This is a genomic window from Gilliamella sp. LMG 34361 (assembly GCF_984569075.1).
Map to the genome: position 1 here is coordinate 3,080,661 of NZ_OZ474903.1, position 18,405 is coordinate 3,099,065.

Genomic DNA, 18,405 nt, shown 5'->3' on the forward strand with positions numbered 1-18,405 from the left:
GATTTTTTGCGAGTGGACACGCATTTTTAGTTATTTGTTTCTGCATATTCTTAATGTTAGCAATAAAATTCTAAAAAAACTCGAACTAATGAAGATAAAATTATGTCCCTCGCTATTATTTACACCAGAGCCTCAATAGGAATACAAGCACCTCAAATTAATGTAGAAGTGCATATTAGTAATGGATTACCTGGTTTTGTTCTTGTTGGTCTTCCTGAAGCAACCGTAAAAGAATCCAAAGATCGAGTTAGAAGTGCTATTATTAATAGTGGTTTTACGTTTCCTACTAAAAAAATAACGGTTAATTTATCTCCGGCAGATCTTCCAAAAGAGGGGAGCCGATTCGATTTACCAATAGCTATTGCCATTCTTGCGGCAACAGAACAGATACCTAACGATAATCTTGCTAAATATGAGTTTTTAGGTGAATTAGCTTTATCTGGTGAAATTAAAGCTGTAAAAGGAGCTATTCCAGCAGCAATATCATCTAAAAAAAATAATCGTACTTTAATTATTTCTATAGAAAATCAATCTGAAATATCATTGATCCACCATAACAATACGTTAATTACTCATAATTTACTAGAATTATGTCAATATTTATACAATGAAATCAACCTACCTTCTGTTCAATACAGAGAATACAAAGATGATGATGATCAGCTACTAGTTAACCTACAAGATATAATTGGTCAAGAACATGCTAAAAGAGCCTTAGAAATCGCTGCAGCTGGTGGACATAATTTACTGTTAATAGGACCACCTGGAACAGGTAAAACAATGCTGGCTACTAGATTAACTTCATTATTACCACCATTATCAGATGATGAAGCACTTGAAAGTGCAGCAATCACAAGTCTAGTTAGTACAAATGGTTCAATTCAAAATTGGCGAATAAGACCATTTAGAGCACCACATCATAGTGCATCAATAGCCGCTTTAGTTGGCGGAGGCTCAATTCCTAAACCAGGGGAAATTTCATTAGCTCATAATGGTGTTTTATTTTTAGATGAGTTACCAGAATTTAATCGTAAAGTATTAGATGCCCTAAGAGAACCCATTGAGTCAGGAGAAATTGTTATATCAAGAGCCAATGCAAAAGTAAAATTTCCAGCTAAATTTCAACTTATTGCAGCAATGAACCCTAGTCCTACTGGACATTACCAAGGAACTCACAATAGAACAACACCACAACAAATAATACGTTACTTAAATCGACTTTCTGGTCCTTTTTTAGATCGTTTTGATATCTCGATTGAAGTACCATTATTACCTAAAGGTACACTAAGTCAGAAAATTACAATGACAGAATCAACGAATAAAGTGAAAAGGAGAGTTATTGATGCAAGAAAGATTCAAATAAAAAGGAACAAAAAGTTAAATAGTCAATTATTACCAAAAGAAATTCAAATTCATTGCTTATTAACTGATGAAGATAATGACTATTTGGAACAGGCTTTGATTAAATTAGGGCTTTCTGCACGAGCTTGGCATAGAATATTAAAAGTATCTCGTACTATAGCGGATTTAGATTGTTCAAAGAACATAGAACGAAAACACATTTCAGAAGCGCTTAGTTATCGTTCTATGGATCGATTATTAATTCAAATGCACAAAAATATTGGCTAAAAGATTAATCATCATTATCGACAAAGTCATCACTTACGTCTACTTGAGGTTTTCCACCTGATAACGTATGAAAACGTTTAGGTTTGTTAATTTTAGAAAGGTACTTTAACCATGTTTTTTCATAATCAGTAGATGGTTCCTTTTTACCTTTACAAACCGCAACAAAAGATTTCTCTTCTGGTGTAGCTGGCTTTTTAGTTTCTGTATCGAGATCTCTAAAAGCACAACCATATTTTTCTAAGATCTGTGCTTCTTTGATAGTAAAATCACCATGACGAGAAAATCCTCTTGGATAATTCTTATTATCAAAAAAACGTTGTTGACTTACAAAACTTTCAGCCATGTTATATCCTCTAGATTATAAAAGTTGTTGGGCGGGAATTATAATTGACAAAGTTAATCTGTAAACAAAATTTTTTTATTTATATAGATAAAATTGAATAAATGACTAAAATTAGAACAACTGTTAACTTTTATGGCAGGGGCGGAGAGTCTCGAACTCCCAACACCCGGTTTTGGAGACCGGTGCTCTACCAATTGAACTACGCCCCTAGAAAAGGTGGCGGAACGGACGGGGCTCGAACCCGCGACCCCCTGCGTGACAGGCAGGTATTCTAACCAACTGAACTACCGCTCCACCGTATTTGGTATGTATATATAAAATTTAAAAGTCTGGCGGCACCCTACTCTCACATGGGTAATACCCACACTACCATCGGCACTACGGCGTTTCACTTCTGAGTTCGGCATGGGGTCAGGTGGGACCACCGCGCTATTACCGCCAGACATATTCTGTCTTCTCTTCTCTCAATTGATGTGCATTATCTCATATCCACAACAATCGCTCAATCCGGAACAAACTGTTCGATTATCTATTAATCTATCTTTATCTTCGCGTACCCAAAACAACTCCGAGTTGTAAGGTTAAGACTCTCGGTTCATTAGTATCAGTTAGCTCAATGTATCACTACACTTACACACCTGACCTATCTACGTCTTAGTCTCAAACGGACCTTACTGATTCTCATCAGGGAAAACTCATCTCGAGGCTAGTTTCGTACTTAGATGCTTTCAGCACTTATCTATTCCGCACGTAGCTACCGGGCAATGCAATTGGCATCACAACCCGTACACCAGCGGTGCGTTCACTTCGGTCCTCTCGTACTAGAAGCAAACCCTCTCAATTTTCCTACGCCCATGGCAGATAGGGACCGAACTGTCTCACGACGTTCTAAACCCAGCTCGCGTACCACTTTAAACGGCGAACAGCCGTACCCTTGGGACCTACTTCAGCCCCAGGATGTGATGAGCCGACATCGAGGTGCCAAACACCGCCGTCGATATGAACTCTTGGGCGGTATCAGCCTGTTATCCCCGGAGTACCTTTTATCCGTTGAGCGATGGCCCTTCCATTCAGAACCACCGGATCACTATGACCTACTTTCGTACCTGCTCGAGCCGTCACTCTCGCAGTCAAGCTAGCTTTTGCCATTGCACTAACCTCCTGATGTCCGACCAGGATTAGCTAACCTTCGTGCTCCTCCGTTACTCTTTGGGAGGAGACCGCCCCAGTCAAACTACCCACCAGACAGTGTCCCTTACCTCGATTCAGAAGTATAGGTTAGAACATCAAACATTAAAGGGTGGTATTTCAAGGGCGACTCCACACACACTGGCGTGCATGCTTCTTAGTCTCCCACCTATCCTACACATTAAGGCTCAATGTTCACTGTCAAGCTATAGTAAAGGTTCACGGGGTCTTTCCGTCTTGCCACGGGTACACCGCATCTTCACGGCAAGTTCAATTTCACTGAGTCTCGGGTGGAGACAGCCTGACCATCATTACGCCATTCGTGCAGGTCGGAACTTACCCGACAAGGAATTTCGCTACCTTAGGACCGTTATAGTTACGGCCGCCGTTTACTGGGGCTTCGATCAAGAGCTTCTGCTTGCGCATAACCCCATCAATTAACCTTCCAGCACCGGGCAGGCGTCACACCGTATACGTCCACTTTCGTGTTTGCACAGTGCTGTGTTTTTATTAAACAGTTGCAGCCAGCTGGTATCTTCGACTGATTTCACCTCCATCCGCATGGGACTTCAATTACCATCAGCGTGCCTTCTCCCGAAGTTACGGCACCATTTTGCCTAGTTCCTTCACCCGAGTTCTCTCAAGCGCCTTAGTATTCTCTACCTGACCACCTGTGTCGGTTTCGGGTACGATTAACTATAACCTGAAGCTTAGAGGATTTTCCTGGAAGCAGGGCATCAATTACTTCAGCACCTTAGTGCCTCGTCATCACGCCTCAGGGTTTCAGTGACCGGATTTGCCTAATCACACCCCTACACGCTTAACCCACCATCCAATAGGTGGTAAACCTAGCCTTCTTCGTCCCCCCATCGCAGTTATAGCCAGTACGGGAATATTAACCCGTTTCCCATCAGATACGCCCTTCGGCCTCTCCTTAGGGGTCGACTCACCCTGCCCCGATTAACGTTGGACAGGAACCCTTGGTCTTCCGGCGAGCGGGCTTTTCACCCGCTTTATCGTTACTTATGTCAGCATTCGCACTTCTGATACCTCCAGCATACCTCACAATACACCTTCTACGGCTTACAGAACGCTCCCCTACCCAACGTATTTACATACGCTGCCGCAGCTTCGGTGCATAGTTTTAGCCCCGTTACATCTTCCGCGCAGGCCGACTCGACTAGTGAGCTATTACGCTTTCTTTAAATGATGGCTGCTTCTAAGCCAACATCCTAGCTGTCTAAGCCTTCCCACTTCGTTTCCCACTTAACTATGACTTTGGGACCTTAGCTGGCGGTCTGGGTTGTTTCCCTCTTCACGACGAACGTTAGCACCCGCCGTGTGTCTCCCATGATTAAACTTGTCAGTATTCGGAGTTTGCATCGGGTTGGTAAGCCGGGATGGCCCCCTAGCCGAAACAGTGCTCTACCCCCAACAGTTACTCATGAGGCGCTACCTAAATAGCTTTCGGGGAGAACCAGCTATCTCCCGGTTTGATTGGCCTTTCACCCCCAGCCACAGGTCATCCGCTAATTTTTCAACATTAGTCGGTTCGGTCCTCCAGTTAGTGTTAACCAACCTTCAACCTGCCCATGGCTAGATCACCGGGTTTCGGGTCTATACCCTGCAACTTTACGCACAGTTAATACTCGGTTTCCCTTCGGCTCCCCTATTCGGTTAACCTTGCTACAGAATATAAGTCGCTGACCCATTATACAAAAGGTACGCAGTCACTATTACCCAACGGCAACAGCTCCCACTGATTGTACGTACACGGTTTCAGGGTCTATTTCACTCCCCTCCTGGGGTTCTTTTCGCCTTTCCCTCACGGTACTGGTTCACTATCGGTCAATCAGGAGTATTTAGCCTTGGAGGATGGTCCCCCCATCTTCAGACAGGATATCACGTGTCCCGCCCTACTCTATAAGCTTCCACATAACGCATCTTCGTGTACGGGACTTTCACCCTCTATCGTGCGACTTTCCAGACGCTTCCACTAATACATTATGCTACCCGCTTGGGCTACTCCCCTTTCGCTCGCCGCTACTTAGGGAATCTCGGTTGATTTCTTTTCCTCGGGGTACTTAGATGTTTCAGTTCTCCCGGTTCGCCTCGTCTGACTATGTATTCATCAGATGATAGTGTAGTCGCCTACACTGGGTTTCCCCATTCGGACATCAACGGTTATAGCGCCTTTTATCGGCTTACCGTCGCTTTTCGCAGATTAACACGTCCTTCATCGCCTCTGATTGCCTAGGCATCCACCGTGTACGCTTAATTTCTTAACCTTACAACTCACAGTTGTCTTGGTTTTCATTACGCTTTTTTCTCTTTCTTATCTCAAACTAATATATTTTCATACATCAATTTGCCATAAAAACGAGAACTCGTTTCTTTCAGCTTGTTCCTAATTGTTAAAGAGCTTTATCTTTCTATTCATTCGAATATCAAATAAATACAAACATAATTTTTTTGAAAAATAGCTTCATCACATTTTATGGCGTCCCCTAGGGGATTCGAACCCCTGTTACCGCCGTGAAAGGGCGATGTCCTAGGCCTCTAGACGAAGGGGACTTAACTATTTTTCGATAAACAAACAATCTGTGTGAACACTTACGAGCTCTTCGTAAGGAGGTGATCCAACCGCAGGTTCCCCTACGGTTACCTTGTTACGACTTCACCCCAGTCATGAATCACACCGTGGTAAACGCCCTCCCGAAGGTTAAGCTATCTACTTCTGGTGCAACCCACTCCCATGGTGTGACGGGCGGTGTGTACAAGGCCCGGGAACGTATTCACCGTGACATTCTGATTCACGATTACTAGCGATTCCGACTTCATGGAGTCGAGTTGCAGACTCCAATCCGGACTTAGACGTACTTTGTGAGGTCCGCTTGCTCTCGCGAGGTCGCCTCCCTTTGTATACGCCATTGTAGCACGTGTGTAGCCCTGGTCGTAAGGGCCATGATGACTTGACGTCGTCCCCACCTTCCTCCGCTTTATCAACGGCAGTCTCCTTTGAGTTCCCGGCCAAACCGCTGGCAACAAAGGATAAGGGTTGCGCTCGTTGCGGGACTTAACCCAACATTTCACAACACGAGCTGACGACAGCCATGCAGCACCTGTCTCACAGTTCCCGAAGGCACTCTCTCATCTCTGAAAGATTCTGTGGATGTCAAGACCAGGTAAGGTTCTTCGCGTTGCATCGAATTAAACCACATGCTCCACCGCTTGTGCGGGCCCCCGTCAATTCATTTGAGTTTTAACCTTGCGGCCGTACTCCCCAGGCGGTCGATTTATCGCGTTAGCTTCGGAGCCCATCACTCAGGGCAACAAACTCCAAATCGACATCGTTTACAGCGTGGACTACCAGGGTATCTAATCCTGTTTGCTCCCCACGCTTTCGCATCTCAGCGTCAGTATCTGTCCAGAAGGCCGCCTTCGCCACCGGTATTCCTCCACATCTCTACGCATTTCACCGCTACACGTGGAATTCTACCTTCCTCTACAATACTCTAGTTAACCAGTTTTAAGTGCAATTCCTAGGTTGAGCCCAGGGCTTTCACACCTAACTTAATTATCCGCCTACATGCCCTTTACGCCCAGTCATTCCGATTAACGCTCGCACCCTCCGTATTACCGCGGCTGCTGGCACGGAGTTAGCCGGTGCTTCTTCTGTAATTAACGTCAATTAATGTACCTATTAGATACATCACCTTCCTCATTACCGAAAGTACTTTACAACCCGAAGGCCTTCTTCATACACGCGGCATGGCTGCATCAGGGTTTCCCCCATTGTGCAATATTCCCCACTGCTGCCTCCCGTAGGAGTCTGGACCGTGTCTCAGTTCCAGTGTGGCTGGTCATCCTCTCAGACCAGCTAGAGATCGTCGCCTTGGTAAGCCTTTACCCTACCAACTAGCTAATCCCATATGGGTTCATCAAATGGCGCATGGCCCGAAGGTCCCATGCTTTGGTTTCTCAACATTATGCGGTATTAGCAGTCGTTTCCAACTGTTGTCCCCCTCCATTCGGCAGATCCCCATACCTTACTCACCCGTCCGCCACTCGTCATCAAGTGCAAGCACTCATGTTACCGTTCGACTTGCATGTGTTAAGCCTGCCGCCAGCGTTCAATCTGAGCCATGATCAAACTCTTCAATTTAAAGTTTGATGCTCAATAACTGTCTCTGACATAATTCAAATGAATCTTCAGTGTCACTTATCAAGACTTAATTTTTTTCAGTCCGTAGACTTTTAATTTTTCGTCTCGCAAGTGCCCACACAGATTGTCTGTTTCTTCTTTTTAAAGAGCTGACAGCGTTTTAATTTACTTCACAATTGCTTGTTTCAGTTTGCTGTCTCAAGGGCTGCGTATACTACGCTACACCTTTTTATTCGTCAAGATCTTTTTTTAAAATTTTTGATCTTGCTCACTAACACTATTTTTGTCTGCTCGTCGCTGACGCCGTGTCAGTGGATGCGCATTATAGGCACTTCATTTTTTTTGGCAAGTGAAAAATAACACTTAGAATTCCGTTTGTTTTTTATTTGTTCAACCGCAATATTAGCATATTTGTGATAAAGTAATATATATTATTATAAATATGCTAAAAAAACAAAAAGTTGCGGTTTAGAAACATTTATTAATATTTTCAATCATAAAGAACTTAAACTCTTTGCTTAAATCATTTAGCTATGACTCTTCAAAATATTAACGATTACCTCCAATTAAATATTTTGCTTTATCTTTGAATACTAATTTAATGGTATATGCTATAAGAATACTTATTGCCAAAGTACATATTAAAAAGCTAATAGCACCAAGTGACGCTAATTGACCATTATCTGTTTTAATAATGTATCCAAAAGGCAAGTTAACTAATTGCGCTTCTAAAAATATCACGATAATTTCATGAATAAAGTAAATTGGAAAACTAACATTTGCCATGAATGAAAAAAATTTATATGTTTTGCTTTCATCATTTCTGTGGTTCAAACCATCTAAAAAATAAAGCGCTAGAATAAATAAAATAATCTTTTGTAATGTATCGTAATAAAGTTTTTCAACACCAAAATAATCAATATAACGATAAGCAAATGGAATAAAAAGACATAAACCAAAGAAAAATATTACTAAAGCCAAATTTTCTTTAACTAGTATCATGATTTTTTCATAATTTTGCTTTATCATCATACCGGTTAAATAAACTGGTCCATAATGCAATAAATTTAATAGTGGTTGGGTATAATCAGGCTTAGTAAACATTACGACCCAGAACATTGAAACTAATCCTACAATAATCAAACTTTTTTTTGACCATTTATATAATAAAGGGCTAATTGCGAAAATAATGATAATCATCGGCATAAACCATAACGGTAAAAGCTGGGTTCCGGTCAACATCATCTTAACAATCGAAGAACTTGAACTAGGTTCAGTTAACGAAAAAATAGGTAAGCTGGATAAATATTGGTAATGAAAATAGATAAAACAAAATATCGATACAGAGATATAGGGGCACACTACCGTTTTAAATTTAGATAAATAATACGCTTTTACATTATATTTATAAGTTAAATGCTGAAATAAAAAACCCGCAATTAATACAAAAAATGTAGTGAAATTAAAAGCAAATAAATTTAAAAAAGAAAATAAATAACTATTAGCAATTAAATGACTATTTTTAAATACACCTAAGCAATGGCTAAAAACAATCATAATGATGGCTACGCCACGCAATACATGAATAGAATGAATTTTTTGAGATTTGACTGTTGTCATTTCAATTATCAAAACATAATAAATAATTTGCTATACATTAGCACAAAATTCTTAGATAAAAACTAGTATTATTTTAGAAATTATACAAAATATCACTTGACATTTTTCTCAAATAATTACAAAGATTTATCAAATATAAATTCAATTAACTAGTTTACTCGCAGCAAAAGAACATAAAGGTATAATTTCACGTTTTTCTTGCTTTAGTGTCTTTACAACTAGCTCAAGTAATTTATCGGCAATTCCTTGTCCTCGATAATTAGGATCGGTATAGGTATGATTGATGGTTGCTTTATCTTGCCCAATTCGAGTAAATGTCATTTCTGCTATTTCTTGATTATTGTCATTACATACATAGAAACGCTCATTATCTTGCTTATATAGTAACGTCATAATATTACTCAATTAGTATGATTTTTAACGAAATTAGTTAAATATGATAGAAATAAATTATTGATATTTATTTGATTTTAAAAATAGTTATAAGACTAATAAAGTGAATAATCGATAAACTACTTTCAAACCCTAATATTATCAATTATCCACATCTTGTTTAATCATCAATGGAGCAATTTTTAGAATAAGCGTTTCGCGGTATTATAAAGATCCATATCAAAAGGTCTTTTCATATTATTGATAGCGTCAATAATATCATGATGAACCAATTTACCATTTTGAATACCAACACAACGTCCAGCATGACCATTTATAAGTAACTCAACAGCATAAGCACCCATTCGCGAACCTAAAATTCGATCATAAGGCACTGGTGAACCACCGCGCTGTACATGGCCCAAAACTGTTGCTCGAGTTTCATGATGAACCGCCGCTTCAATATCTTTCGCTAATTGGTTTACATCACACATATGTTCAGTAACAGTGACAATCGCATGTTTTTTCCCTTTAGCAAAACCTAATTTTATCTCTTCAATTAAGTCTTCTTTAGTATAAGAAACTTCAGGGATAATCATAAATTCACAGCCACCAGCTACTGATGCGCTCAACGTCAAATCACCACAATCACGACCCATAACCTCAATCACAGAAATTCGGTGATGTGAAGAACAAGTGTCTCTTAATCTATCTATAGATTCAACTACAGTGCTTAATGCAGTAAAGTAGCCAATGGTATAGTCAGTTCCACGAATATCATTATCAATGGTGCCAGGTAAACCGATACATGGAAAACCTTCTTCAGTTAATCGCATAGCTCCCATATATGAACCATCACCACCAATAACGACTAAAGCATCAATTTGATGTTTCTTTAAATTAGCAATACCTTTTTTTCTAACTTCTTGATCTTTAAATTCAGGAAACCTTGCTGATCCTAAAAATGTACCACCTCTTGTGATAATATCTGAAACACTAGAGCGATCTAACTTAACAATATGATCTTCACAAAGTCCCAAATAACCATCATAGATACCAAAAACTTCTAAGCCTTCAGTCAACGCAGTTCTCACAACTCCACGGATAGCTGCATTCATCCCTGGTGCATCACCACCACTTGTCAAAATACCTATTTTTTTTATCATAAAAAATAACTCCAATTTACAAACCTTTGGCTATTATAAGATCATAATAATTAACTAACAATATAAAGTTAGGAGCTATTTTGAATAGTTTTTCTACTGATTGATTTCTAGAGGAACAACAGAAACAGGATCTTGATGGATAATCACTGTTGCTGGGGCAAATTCTCGAGAGATATGTTTTTCAATTGCATCAGCAATTGCATGGGCTTTTATTAATGGCATGTCATCATCCAATTCAAGATGTAATTGTATAAATTTTACCGGCCCTGCTTGCCTAGTTTTCAAATCATGAAAACCACGCACGTTTGCATAAGAAGCAACAATTTCATTAATTTTTTGATTATCATTTTCTGGTAGCGCTTTATCTAATAAGTCTTGAATTGCATAATAAGCTATTTTGCAAGCATTATAAAAAATATATAACGCAATAAAGAATGCAAAGCAGGCATCAGCATAAGTAATACCGTACCAACTTAAAAATAGAGCCAGAATAACCGCAATATTCATAAACATATCGGAATAGTAATGTAGCATATCAGCTTTGATTGCTTTGCTACTTGTTTCTTTTATAACGTGCTTTTGGTATAAGACCAATGAAGCTGTCACAATAACCGAAATTACCGATACGGTAATACCTAATAAAGGTGACTCTATTGAAGTGGGATGAATAATAGATTTGATACTTGATAGTAACAAAATGGTCGCCGAACCAATAATAAAAGTACTTTGCGCTAATGCTGCTAATGATTCAGCTTTTCCGTGACCAAATGTATGATCATCATCAGCTGGTTTCAATGCATAACGGACTAAAAAAAAGTTCAGCCCTGATGCAAGCAAATCAATACTTGAATCCAAAAGCGAAGCGAATAGACTCATTGAGCCAGTAAACCAGCACGTAAATAATTTTATAATAATTAGGAAAACAGAAATTAAAACTGCGCTTAATGTTGCCCTTTTAATTAATTTCTCATACAAATGTAATTTTGACATTTGTTACCTATTATTGGTAGGATTCTATCCCTTGTGGAAGCACCAATTGTGCAGCTACTTCGCCTGCAGTTTTTTTATCCAATAAAACTTCAATTATTTTTAAGGCAAAATCAATAGAAGTTGCCGGACCTTGACTGGTAATCAGTTTATTTTGAACATCAAAATAAACTCTATCCGATTTCCAATTTTTAATTACATCTTTAGTCGATGGATAACCAGTCATATAAGCATTAGGGAATAAATTATGGTACTGAAAAACCATTGCTGGTGATGCACAAATAGCAGCAATGAAAGTTCCGGCCTGATGTGCTTGTTTTAATTTTTCAATTAATTGTTGAGAGTCTCGAAAATTTTCAGCGCCAGTTAATCCACCCGGTAGAATAATCGCATCAAAATTAAGATTATAAACCTCTGAAAGTGCTTTTTGGGCTAGAATAGTGACGCCACGAGAACATTCAACTTTTTTATCTTCAGTGATACTAGCGTAGGTAACTTTAATTCCTGCACGTGTTAACAGATCAATAGTTGTAACTGCTTCGGTTTCCTCACAGCCATTTGATAAAAAAACTAATGCTTGCTTTGTCATAATACACTCCTTTCTATCCAACAACTGTTATTACAAAACCTTAAATACGGCACTATTTTACACGTTCAATATTTGCACCTAATTTTCTCAATTTATCTTCAATATTATCATAACCACGATCGATATGGTAAATACGATCAACAATTGTTGAACCTTCGGCTATACACCCGGCTAAAACTAAACTTGCAGAAGCTCGTAAATCTGTTGCCATTACTTGAGTACCACTAAGTTTTTCAACTCCATGAGTTATCAATGTATTACCTTCAATTTCACCATGAGCCCCCATACGAATGAGTTCTGGCACATGCATAAAACGATTTTCAAAAATTGTTTCTTTGATAATTCCGGTTCCTTCTGCCACCATGTTTAATAAAGAAAACTGAGCTTGCATATCAGTTGGAAAACCTGGATGAGGAGCAGTATGAATATTAACCGCCTTTGCTCGTTTACCTTGCATATCTAAACAAATCCAATCCTCTCCCGTTTCAATATTAGCACCAGCTTCCTTCAATTTTGATAATACGGCATCAAGTAAATTTGGATCAGTTTTACGGCAAGTTATTTTACCGCGCGCAATAGCAGCAGCAACCAAAAATGTTCCTGTTTCAATGCGATCAGAAACCACTTCATGTACGCCACCACCAAGACTAGAGACCCCTTCAATTTCAATACGCATCGTACCAGCACCGGTAATTTTAGCACCCATCATATTTAAAAATTTTGCTGTATCAACAATTTCAGGCTCACAAGCTGCATTTTCAATTATCGTTTTACCTTCAGCTAAAGTTGCTGCACAAATAATAGTGACTGTCGCACCAACACTAACCTTGTCCATGACAATATAAGCGCCTTTTAAACGGCCATCAACTGACGCTTTAACATAACCTTCATCTAAAGTAATTGTCGCACCTAACTGTCGTAAACCAGTAATATGTAAATCTACCGGTCTTGCACCTATCGCACATCCACCTGGTAATGAAACTTGCCCTTGACCAAATCGCGCAACGAGTGGACCTAAAGCCCAAATTGAAGCTCGCATAGTTTTAACAAGTTCATAAGGTGCACAATAGTTATTAATCTGTCCTGCATCAAGATGAATTGAACCATTACGTTGGTATTTCACGCCTAATTGCGCAAGCAGTTCCAATGTAGTATCAATATCTTTTAATTTAGGAACATTTTGTAATTCGACTGGTTTTTCAGCCAAAATCGCAGCAAATAAAATAGGTAGCGCTGCATTTTTAGCGCCAGAAATAACAACTTCCCCGTTTAAAGAGGTCGGCCCTGTAACGTGAAACTTTTCCATTGTTAACTCATATTCATTTTAAATGGTCGGTATTATAGAAGTTATTTACTAATAGATAAATGAATTTTATCAAAATAAAGTGGCTAATTTATTATCACTAATCTAGATCAAAATAATTTCAATTATTTCTTCTGTATAAATAAATGGTCATTGAATAAATATTAAATGCAAACTATTATTTTTATTCATAAATTAACTAATTGAAAGCATAAAATAAGTTTCAAAAACCCCGTTCCTCAACTTTTTTATTAACTTTGATCAATTTGCTTATTTTGCTATTCACTACATTTTTATCGAAGTATGGTAAAATAGATAATATTTAATCTTATAAACCAAACAATATAATATGGATTACGATATTGCAATCATTGGACTTGGGCCTGCCGGTAGTACGCTCGCACGTTTACTTAACCCAACGTTTAAAATTATTGCATTAGATAAAAAACAACAAAAGGGTAATGAAGGTTTTCATAAACCTTGTGGTGGTTTATTAGCTAATGACGCCCAAAAATCATTTGTGCGACAAAAGTTAAATTTACCGGCTGATATATTGACTAACCCACAGATTTTTAGCGTTAAAACGATTGATCTTCAAACTAAACTGATTCGTAATTATCAACGCAGTTATGTCAGCTTTGACCGACATAAGTTTGACCTATGGTTAAAGTCACTGATTCCAAACAATGTTAACGTTTTACATAACACACTATGCAAAGAAATCAGAAGAATCATCGATGGATATCAAATCACTTATATTGATGAAAATAAAGTTGAACATAAAATTACGACTAAATATGTAGTTGGTGCCGATGGTGCTAATTCAGTTGTTAGACGTATGCGCTATCCTCACCATTCCATCAGGCAATATGTTGCGATTCAACAATGGTTTACTGAAAACCATCAACGCCCTTTCTATTCTTGTATTTTTGATAATCAATCAACAAATTGCTATGCGTGGAGCATTTCTAAAGATGGATATTTCATTTTCGGTGGCGCTTTCCCGAAAAAAACAGCAAATCAACATTTTGAGTTACTTAAAGAAAAATTAAATAAGCAAGGTTTTATTTTTGGAAAACCGTTAAAAACTGAAAAATGTCTTGTGGTTTATCCAAATCGATTCCGAGATTTCTATACTGGCAATGAAAATATCTTTTTAATCGGCGAAGCAGCTGGTTTTATTAGCGCTAGCTCATTAGAAGGTATCAGTTACGCTCTTGATAGCGCCGAAATTTTAAGCAAAATATTAAACAGTGGTGTAGCAAAACCGAATAAACATTATTACCAAAAAACAATCCCTTTACGTTTAAAACTCTATAGCAAAATAATTAAGGCTAAAATAATCACTACACCATTATGGCGCAAGTTAGTTATGAAAAGTAAAATCCAACATATAAAAACAATTTAACTAGTACAAAACTAATAAAATATCAAAACAATGAAATATAAAAAGGAATAGACATTATGTTTGATGTTAGCGATCTAATTCGCTTTAATCACGAATGGTCAGAAAAAATAGCGAAAGAAGATCCTGAATTCTTTAAACAGCTCGCTGTTGCACAAAACCCCAAATTTTTATGGATTGGTTGTTCGGATAGCCGAGTACCAGCAGAAAAACTTATCAAGCTAAAACCGGGTGAAATGTTCGTTCATCGCAACGTTGGTAACCAAGTGATTCATACAGATCTAAATTGTCTTTCAGTTGTTCAATATGCGGTTGATGTACTTAAAATCGAAGATATTATTGTTTGTGGCCATTTAGATTGTGGGGGCATCCGTGCTGCGGTTGAAAATCCTGATTTAGGCCTAGTTAATAATTGGCTACTTCATATTCGTGATTTATGGTTTCGTAATAGTTCTTTACTTGGTAAATTTCCTGCTAATATTAGAATGGACATTTTATGTGAACTTAATGTAATCGAGCAGATTTATAACTTAGGGCATTCCACCATTATTCAATCGGCATGGCAACGTGGTCAAAAAGTCAATTTACATGGTTGGGTCTATGGGATCGATAATGGCAAGATCACAGACTTACATATTACATCATCAAGTAGTGAAAATCTTGAAATCAACTATCGAGAAGCCATTTCTTATCTATTAAATTTGCATAAATTCCAATAATCTTATTTGAATCGATGGATAATTTGATTGCTACTACCTCGCCACAATAATTTAGGGTCAGCAAGTTCTTGCACAAATTTTCCATCAATCAAAACATCTATATAAGTAACTACAGCTTGTTGATCATCTGTTAATTCATCTAGCTTATAACCAGTCCATAGCCAAATATCTTTATTATCACATTCATTTTTTACTCGTTTTACTAGTTTTAAAATGGCAGGGACATTTTGTGGATGCAAGGGATCACCACCAGAAAGTGATAACCCTTGGCGCTTTATTTCAGTGTCTTGTAAATCTTTAATAATTTGATCTTCCAGTGATTGTGTAAATGGCTTACCAGAATTTATTCCCCATGTGCTTTTGTTATAACAGCCAGGACATTGATGTACACAACCTGCTACAAAAAGCGCACAACGAGTCCCTTCGCCATTAACAACATCAACAGGATAATAACGATGATAATTCATAATGACAGAATCATTTATTAACCTATTTGACCATTATCCAAATGCTTAACTCGACGCTTTACTTCTTCTTGCTTTCCTGCATTAAATGGACGAGCATCAGGACTGCCTAAATATCCACACACACGGCGCGTAACAGAAACTTTAGATGAATCATGATTACCACAGCTAGGGCAAACAAAACCCTTGCTAGTACATGAAAACTCACCGGTATAACCACATTCATAACATTCGTCAATTGGCGTATTGGTACCATAATAAGGTACACGTGTATAGCTGTAGTCCCACACATCTTCTAGCGCTTTTACATTATTAATCATATTAGGATATTCGCCATAACAGATGAACCCGCCACTCGCTACCGCTGGATAAGGTTTTTCAAATTCGATTTTTTCATATGGATTAACCTTTTTCTCAACATCAAGGTGGAAACTATTAGTATAGTAGCCTTTATCTGTTACTCCAGGAATAATACCAAATTCAGCGGTATCTAAACGACAGAATCGGTCACATAAATTTTCACTTGGCGTACTATATAAGCTAAATCCATAGCCAGTCTCTTTTTTCCATTGTTCAATAGCATTAGCTAAATGTTCAACGATTGCTAAACCTTTTTTACGTAAAGTTTCGCTATCAAATGGGTGAGTTTGATTACCATAAAGTGCATTTAATGTTTCATGTAGACCAATATAACCTAAAGAGATTGATGCACGGCCATTTTTAAAGATTTCAGAAACACTGTCATCTTCTTTTAAGCGAACACCACAAGCACCTTCCATATATAAAATCGGAGCAACACGGGCTTTTACGCCATCAAGACGAGCAATACGAGTCATTAATGCCTTTTTACAGAGCGTTAAACGTTTGTCTAAAATTTCCCAGAAACGAGCTTCATCACCTTTAGCTTCAATGGCGATACGAGGTAAGTTAAGACTAATTACACCTAAATTATTTCGGCCATCATGAATTTGTTGACCGTCTTCTTCATAAACACCTAAAAAGCTACGGCATCCCATTGGTGTTTTAAATGATCCAGTTACTTCAACGACTTTATCGTAATTTAAAATATCTGGATACATACGTTTACTTGCACACTCTAACGCTAATTGCTTAATGTCATAATTAGCATCGCCTTGCTTATGGTTAATACCATCTTTAATAGCAAAAACCAGTTTAGGAAATACTGCTGTTTTGTGATTTTTACCTAAACCTTTTATGCGCACTTTTAAAATTGACTCTTGAATTAGTCGTGATTCCCAACTTGTTCCTAAACCAAAACCAAAAGTGACAAATGGAGTTTGTCCATTAGCGGTATGGAGTGTATTAACTTCATACTCTAAAGATTGGAATGCATCATAACACTCTTTTTGTGTACGACTTTCTGCATAAGCTTCAGGATTTGGAATATTCCATTCTTCTGCAACTTTTTTATGTTTTTGATAACTAATCGTCACAAATTTTGCTAGAATTTCATCAATTCGATTTATAGTTGTACCGCCATAAATGTGACTAGCTACTTGTGCAATAATTTGAGCAGTTACTGCTGTTGCAGTTGCGATAGATTTTGGCGGTTCAATTTCAGCATTACCCATTTTAAAGCCATTAGTTAACATGCCATCTAAATCAATTAACATACAGTTAAACATTGGGAAAAATGGTGCATAATCAAGGTCATGATAATGTATTTCACCACTATCATGCGCGCGCGAAATATCCTTTGGTAATAAATATTGTTTCGCATAATGTCTAGCAACAATACCTGCTAATAAATCGCGTTGAGTTGGAATGACTTTACTATCTTTATTTGCATTTTCATTCAAAATCGCAACGTTGCTTTGTTCTATTAAACCACGAATATCTTGGTTCAAACGGCTACGTTCTTCACGCGCGCGATCACGATCATGTCGATATTCAATATAAGTTCTTGCTAATTTTTTATAAGGCCCTGACATAAGTTGATTTTCAACGACATTTTGAATCTCATTAATATCAACACTTTCGCGATCCATCATTTGATTGGTAACAACACGAGCAACAGCTGCACAGTAGTCTGGGTCATTAACATTAGCCGCAACAGCTGCTCTTATAATAGCATCTTTAATACGAGTCTCATTAAATGCAGTTTGACAGCCATCACGTTTGATTACTACGGGCATATATACTCCTCAATATTCATTAATAGTTAGCGCTTGGCATGAGTTTTATATCAACCTAAATAGTTGTTATGATTTTTCAAAACTATTGATTTTTTATTAAAATATGGATCTTTTGATATAAACTCGGATTTTCACATCACTTTGAAAAACACTATATGTAGTAAATATGAGAGAATTATACACCATATATTGTGTTTTTCCAGTTTATTTAAAAAATAAATTTGCTTGACATGGCCAACATTAATCACCACAACTCTTTCGATAAATAATTTAAGAGAAGTTTGGATAAATTGGATATA

At 37.9% G+C, this 18,405-nt stretch carries 12 protein-coding genes, 3 tRNA genes and 3 rRNA genes; 3 read left to right on the top strand and 15 right to left on the bottom strand.

Annotated features, from left to right (window positions below; genetic code table 11):
* Positions 1–102 precede the first annotated feature (102 nt).
* Positions 103–1,629: a YifB family Mg chelatase-like AAA ATPase gene (locus AC5LXI_RS14305; RefSeq protein ID WP_493442941.1), complete on the top strand. Its 1,527-nt coding sequence runs from the start codon at positions 103–105 to the stop codon at positions 1,627–1,629.
* 4 nt (positions 1,630–1,633) lie between these two features.
* On the opposite strand, the gene AC5LXI_RS14310 is transcribed toward AC5LXI_RS14305, so the two are convergent.
* The 13 genes from AC5LXI_RS14310 to murA all read right to left on the bottom strand — a co-directional run bounded on the left by AC5LXI_RS14310 (position 1,634) and on the right by murA (position 13,365).
* Positions 1,634–1,972 carry a MaoP family protein gene (locus AC5LXI_RS14310; RefSeq protein ID WP_493442942.1) on the bottom strand — a complete coding sequence of 113 codons (339 nt, stop codon included), beginning with the start codon at positions 1,970–1,972 and terminating at the stop codon, positions 1,634–1,636.
* A gap of 133 nt (positions 1,973–2,105) precedes the next feature.
* Positions 2,106–2,181 (bottom strand) — tRNA-Trp (locus AC5LXI_RS14315).
* 8 nt (positions 2,182–2,189) lie between these two features.
* Positions 2,190–2,266: transfer RNA gene (locus tag AC5LXI_RS14320), tRNA-Asp, on the bottom strand.
* Positions 2,267–2,299: 33 nt separating this feature from the next.
* Positions 2,300–2,415, bottom strand: a 5S ribosomal RNA gene (rrf, locus tag AC5LXI_RS14325).
* Positions 2,416–2,549: 134 nt separating this feature from the next.
* A 23S ribosomal RNA gene (locus AC5LXI_RS14330) occupies positions 2,550–5,448 on the bottom strand.
* Between the two features lie 210 nt (positions 5,449–5,658).
* A tRNA-Glu gene (locus tag AC5LXI_RS14335) sits at positions 5,659–5,734 on the bottom strand.
* A 53-nt stretch (positions 5,735–5,787) separates the two neighbouring features.
* Positions 5,788–7,325, bottom strand: a 16S ribosomal RNA gene (locus AC5LXI_RS14340).
* The 16S, 23S and 5S rRNA genes sit together here with 3 tRNA genes alongside, the layout of an rRNA operon.
* 549 nt (positions 7,326–7,874) lie before the next feature.
* Positions 7,875–8,945, bottom strand: coding sequence for an acyltransferase family protein (locus tag AC5LXI_RS14345; protein ID WP_493442943.1), 1,071 nt, complete (start codon positions 8,943–8,945; stop codon positions 7,875–7,877).
* A 141-nt stretch (positions 8,946–9,086) separates the two neighbouring features.
* Positions 9,087–9,338 (bottom strand): GNAT family N-acetyltransferase, encoded by a 252-nt coding sequence (locus AC5LXI_RS14350; RefSeq protein WP_493442944.1) that lies wholly within the window; start codon positions 9,336–9,338, stop codon positions 9,087–9,089.
* Positions 9,339–9,520: 182 nt separating this feature from the next.
* On the bottom strand, positions 9,521–10,483 hold the full coding sequence (pfkA, locus tag AC5LXI_RS14355; protein WP_493442945.1) for a 6-phosphofructokinase: 963 nt from the start codon (positions 10,481–10,483) through the stop codon (positions 9,521–9,523).
* Between the two features lie 93 nt (positions 10,484–10,576).
* Positions 10,577–11,473 (bottom strand): cation diffusion facilitator family transporter, encoded by an 897-nt coding sequence (locus tag AC5LXI_RS14360; protein ID WP_493442946.1) that lies wholly within the window; start codon positions 11,471–11,473, stop codon positions 10,577–10,579.
* Positions 11,474–11,483: 10 nt separating this feature from the next.
* Positions 11,484–12,059, bottom strand: a complete 576-nt coding sequence (locus AC5LXI_RS14365) for a DJ-1 family glyoxalase III (protein ID WP_493442947.1) — start codon at positions 12,057–12,059, stop codon at positions 11,484–11,486.
* A gap of 52 nt (positions 12,060–12,111) precedes the next feature.
* A complete protein-coding gene (gene murA, locus AC5LXI_RS14370) occupies positions 12,112–13,365 on the bottom strand; it encodes a UDP-N-acetylglucosamine 1-carboxyvinyltransferase (RefSeq protein ID WP_493442948.1) in 1,254 nt (417 codons plus the stop codon).
* 346 nt (positions 13,366–13,711) lie between these two features.
* Between murA and AC5LXI_RS14375 the strand changes: the two genes are divergently transcribed.
* Positions 13,712–14,770 carry an FAD-binding protein gene (locus AC5LXI_RS14375; RefSeq protein WP_493442949.1) on the top strand — a complete coding sequence of 353 codons (1,059 nt, stop codon included), beginning with the start codon at positions 13,712–13,714 and terminating at the stop codon, positions 14,768–14,770.
* A 56-nt stretch (positions 14,771–14,826) separates the two neighbouring features.
* Positions 14,827–15,486 (top strand): carbonate dehydratase, encoded by a 660-nt coding sequence (gene can, locus AC5LXI_RS14380; RefSeq protein ID WP_493442950.1) that lies wholly within the window; start codon positions 14,827–14,829, stop codon positions 15,484–15,486.
* Positions 15,487–15,488: 2 nt separating this feature from the next.
* Here the strand turns inward: can and nrdG are convergent, their stop codons facing one another.
* Both nrdG and nrdD read right to left on the bottom strand, forming a co-directional pair.
* Positions 15,489–15,953, bottom strand: coding sequence for an anaerobic ribonucleoside-triphosphate reductase-activating protein (nrdG, locus tag AC5LXI_RS14385; protein WP_493442951.1), 465 nt, complete (start codon positions 15,951–15,953; stop codon positions 15,489–15,491).
* A 17-nt stretch (positions 15,954–15,970) separates the two neighbouring features.
* Positions 15,971–18,106: an anaerobic ribonucleoside-triphosphate reductase gene (gene nrdD / locus AC5LXI_RS14390; protein ID WP_493442952.1), complete on the bottom strand. Its 2,136-nt coding sequence runs from the start codon at positions 18,104–18,106 to the stop codon at positions 15,971–15,973.
* Positions 18,107–18,405: the final 299 nt, after the last annotated feature.

Coding starts and splice junctions, on each gene's coding strand:
- can (WP_493442950.1), top strand. CDS start 14,827: ATGTTTGATGTTAGCGATCTAATTCGCTTTAATCACGAATGGTCAGAA.
- AC5LXI_RS14360 (WP_493442946.1), bottom strand. CDS start 11,473: ATGTCAAAATTACATTTGTATGAGAAATTAATTAAAAGGGCAACATTA.
- nrdG (WP_493442951.1), bottom strand. CDS start 15,953: ATGAATTATCATCGTTATTATCCTGTTGATGTTGTTAATGGCGAAGGG.
- AC5LXI_RS14305 (WP_493442941.1), top strand. CDS start 103: ATGTCCCTCGCTATTATTTACACCAGAGCCTCAATAGGAATACAAGCA.
- AC5LXI_RS14350 (WP_493442944.1), bottom strand. CDS start 9,338: ATGACGTTACTATATAAGCAAGATAATGAGCGTTTCTATGTATGTAAT.
- pfkA (WP_493442945.1), bottom strand. CDS start 10,483: ATGATAAAAAAAATAGGTATTTTGACAAGTGGTGGTGATGCACCAGGG.
- AC5LXI_RS14310 (WP_493442942.1), bottom strand. CDS start 1,972: ATGGCTGAAAGTTTTGTAAGTCAACAACGTTTTTTTGATAATAAGAAT.
- nrdD (WP_493442952.1), bottom strand. CDS start 18,106: ATGCCCGTAGTAATCAAACGTGATGGCTGTCAAACTGCATTTAATGAG.
- murA (WP_493442948.1), bottom strand. CDS start 13,365: ATGGAAAAGTTTCACGTTACAGGGCCGACCTCTTTAAACGGGGAAGTT.
- AC5LXI_RS14365 (WP_493442947.1), bottom strand. CDS start 12,059: ATGACAAAGCAAGCATTAGTTTTTTTATCAAATGGCTGTGAGGAAACC.
- AC5LXI_RS14375 (WP_493442949.1), top strand. CDS start 13,712: ATGGATTACGATATTGCAATCATTGGACTTGGGCCTGCCGGTAGTACG.
- AC5LXI_RS14345 (WP_493442943.1), bottom strand. CDS start 8,945: ATGACAACAGTCAAATCTCAAAAAATTCATTCTATTCATGTATTGCGT.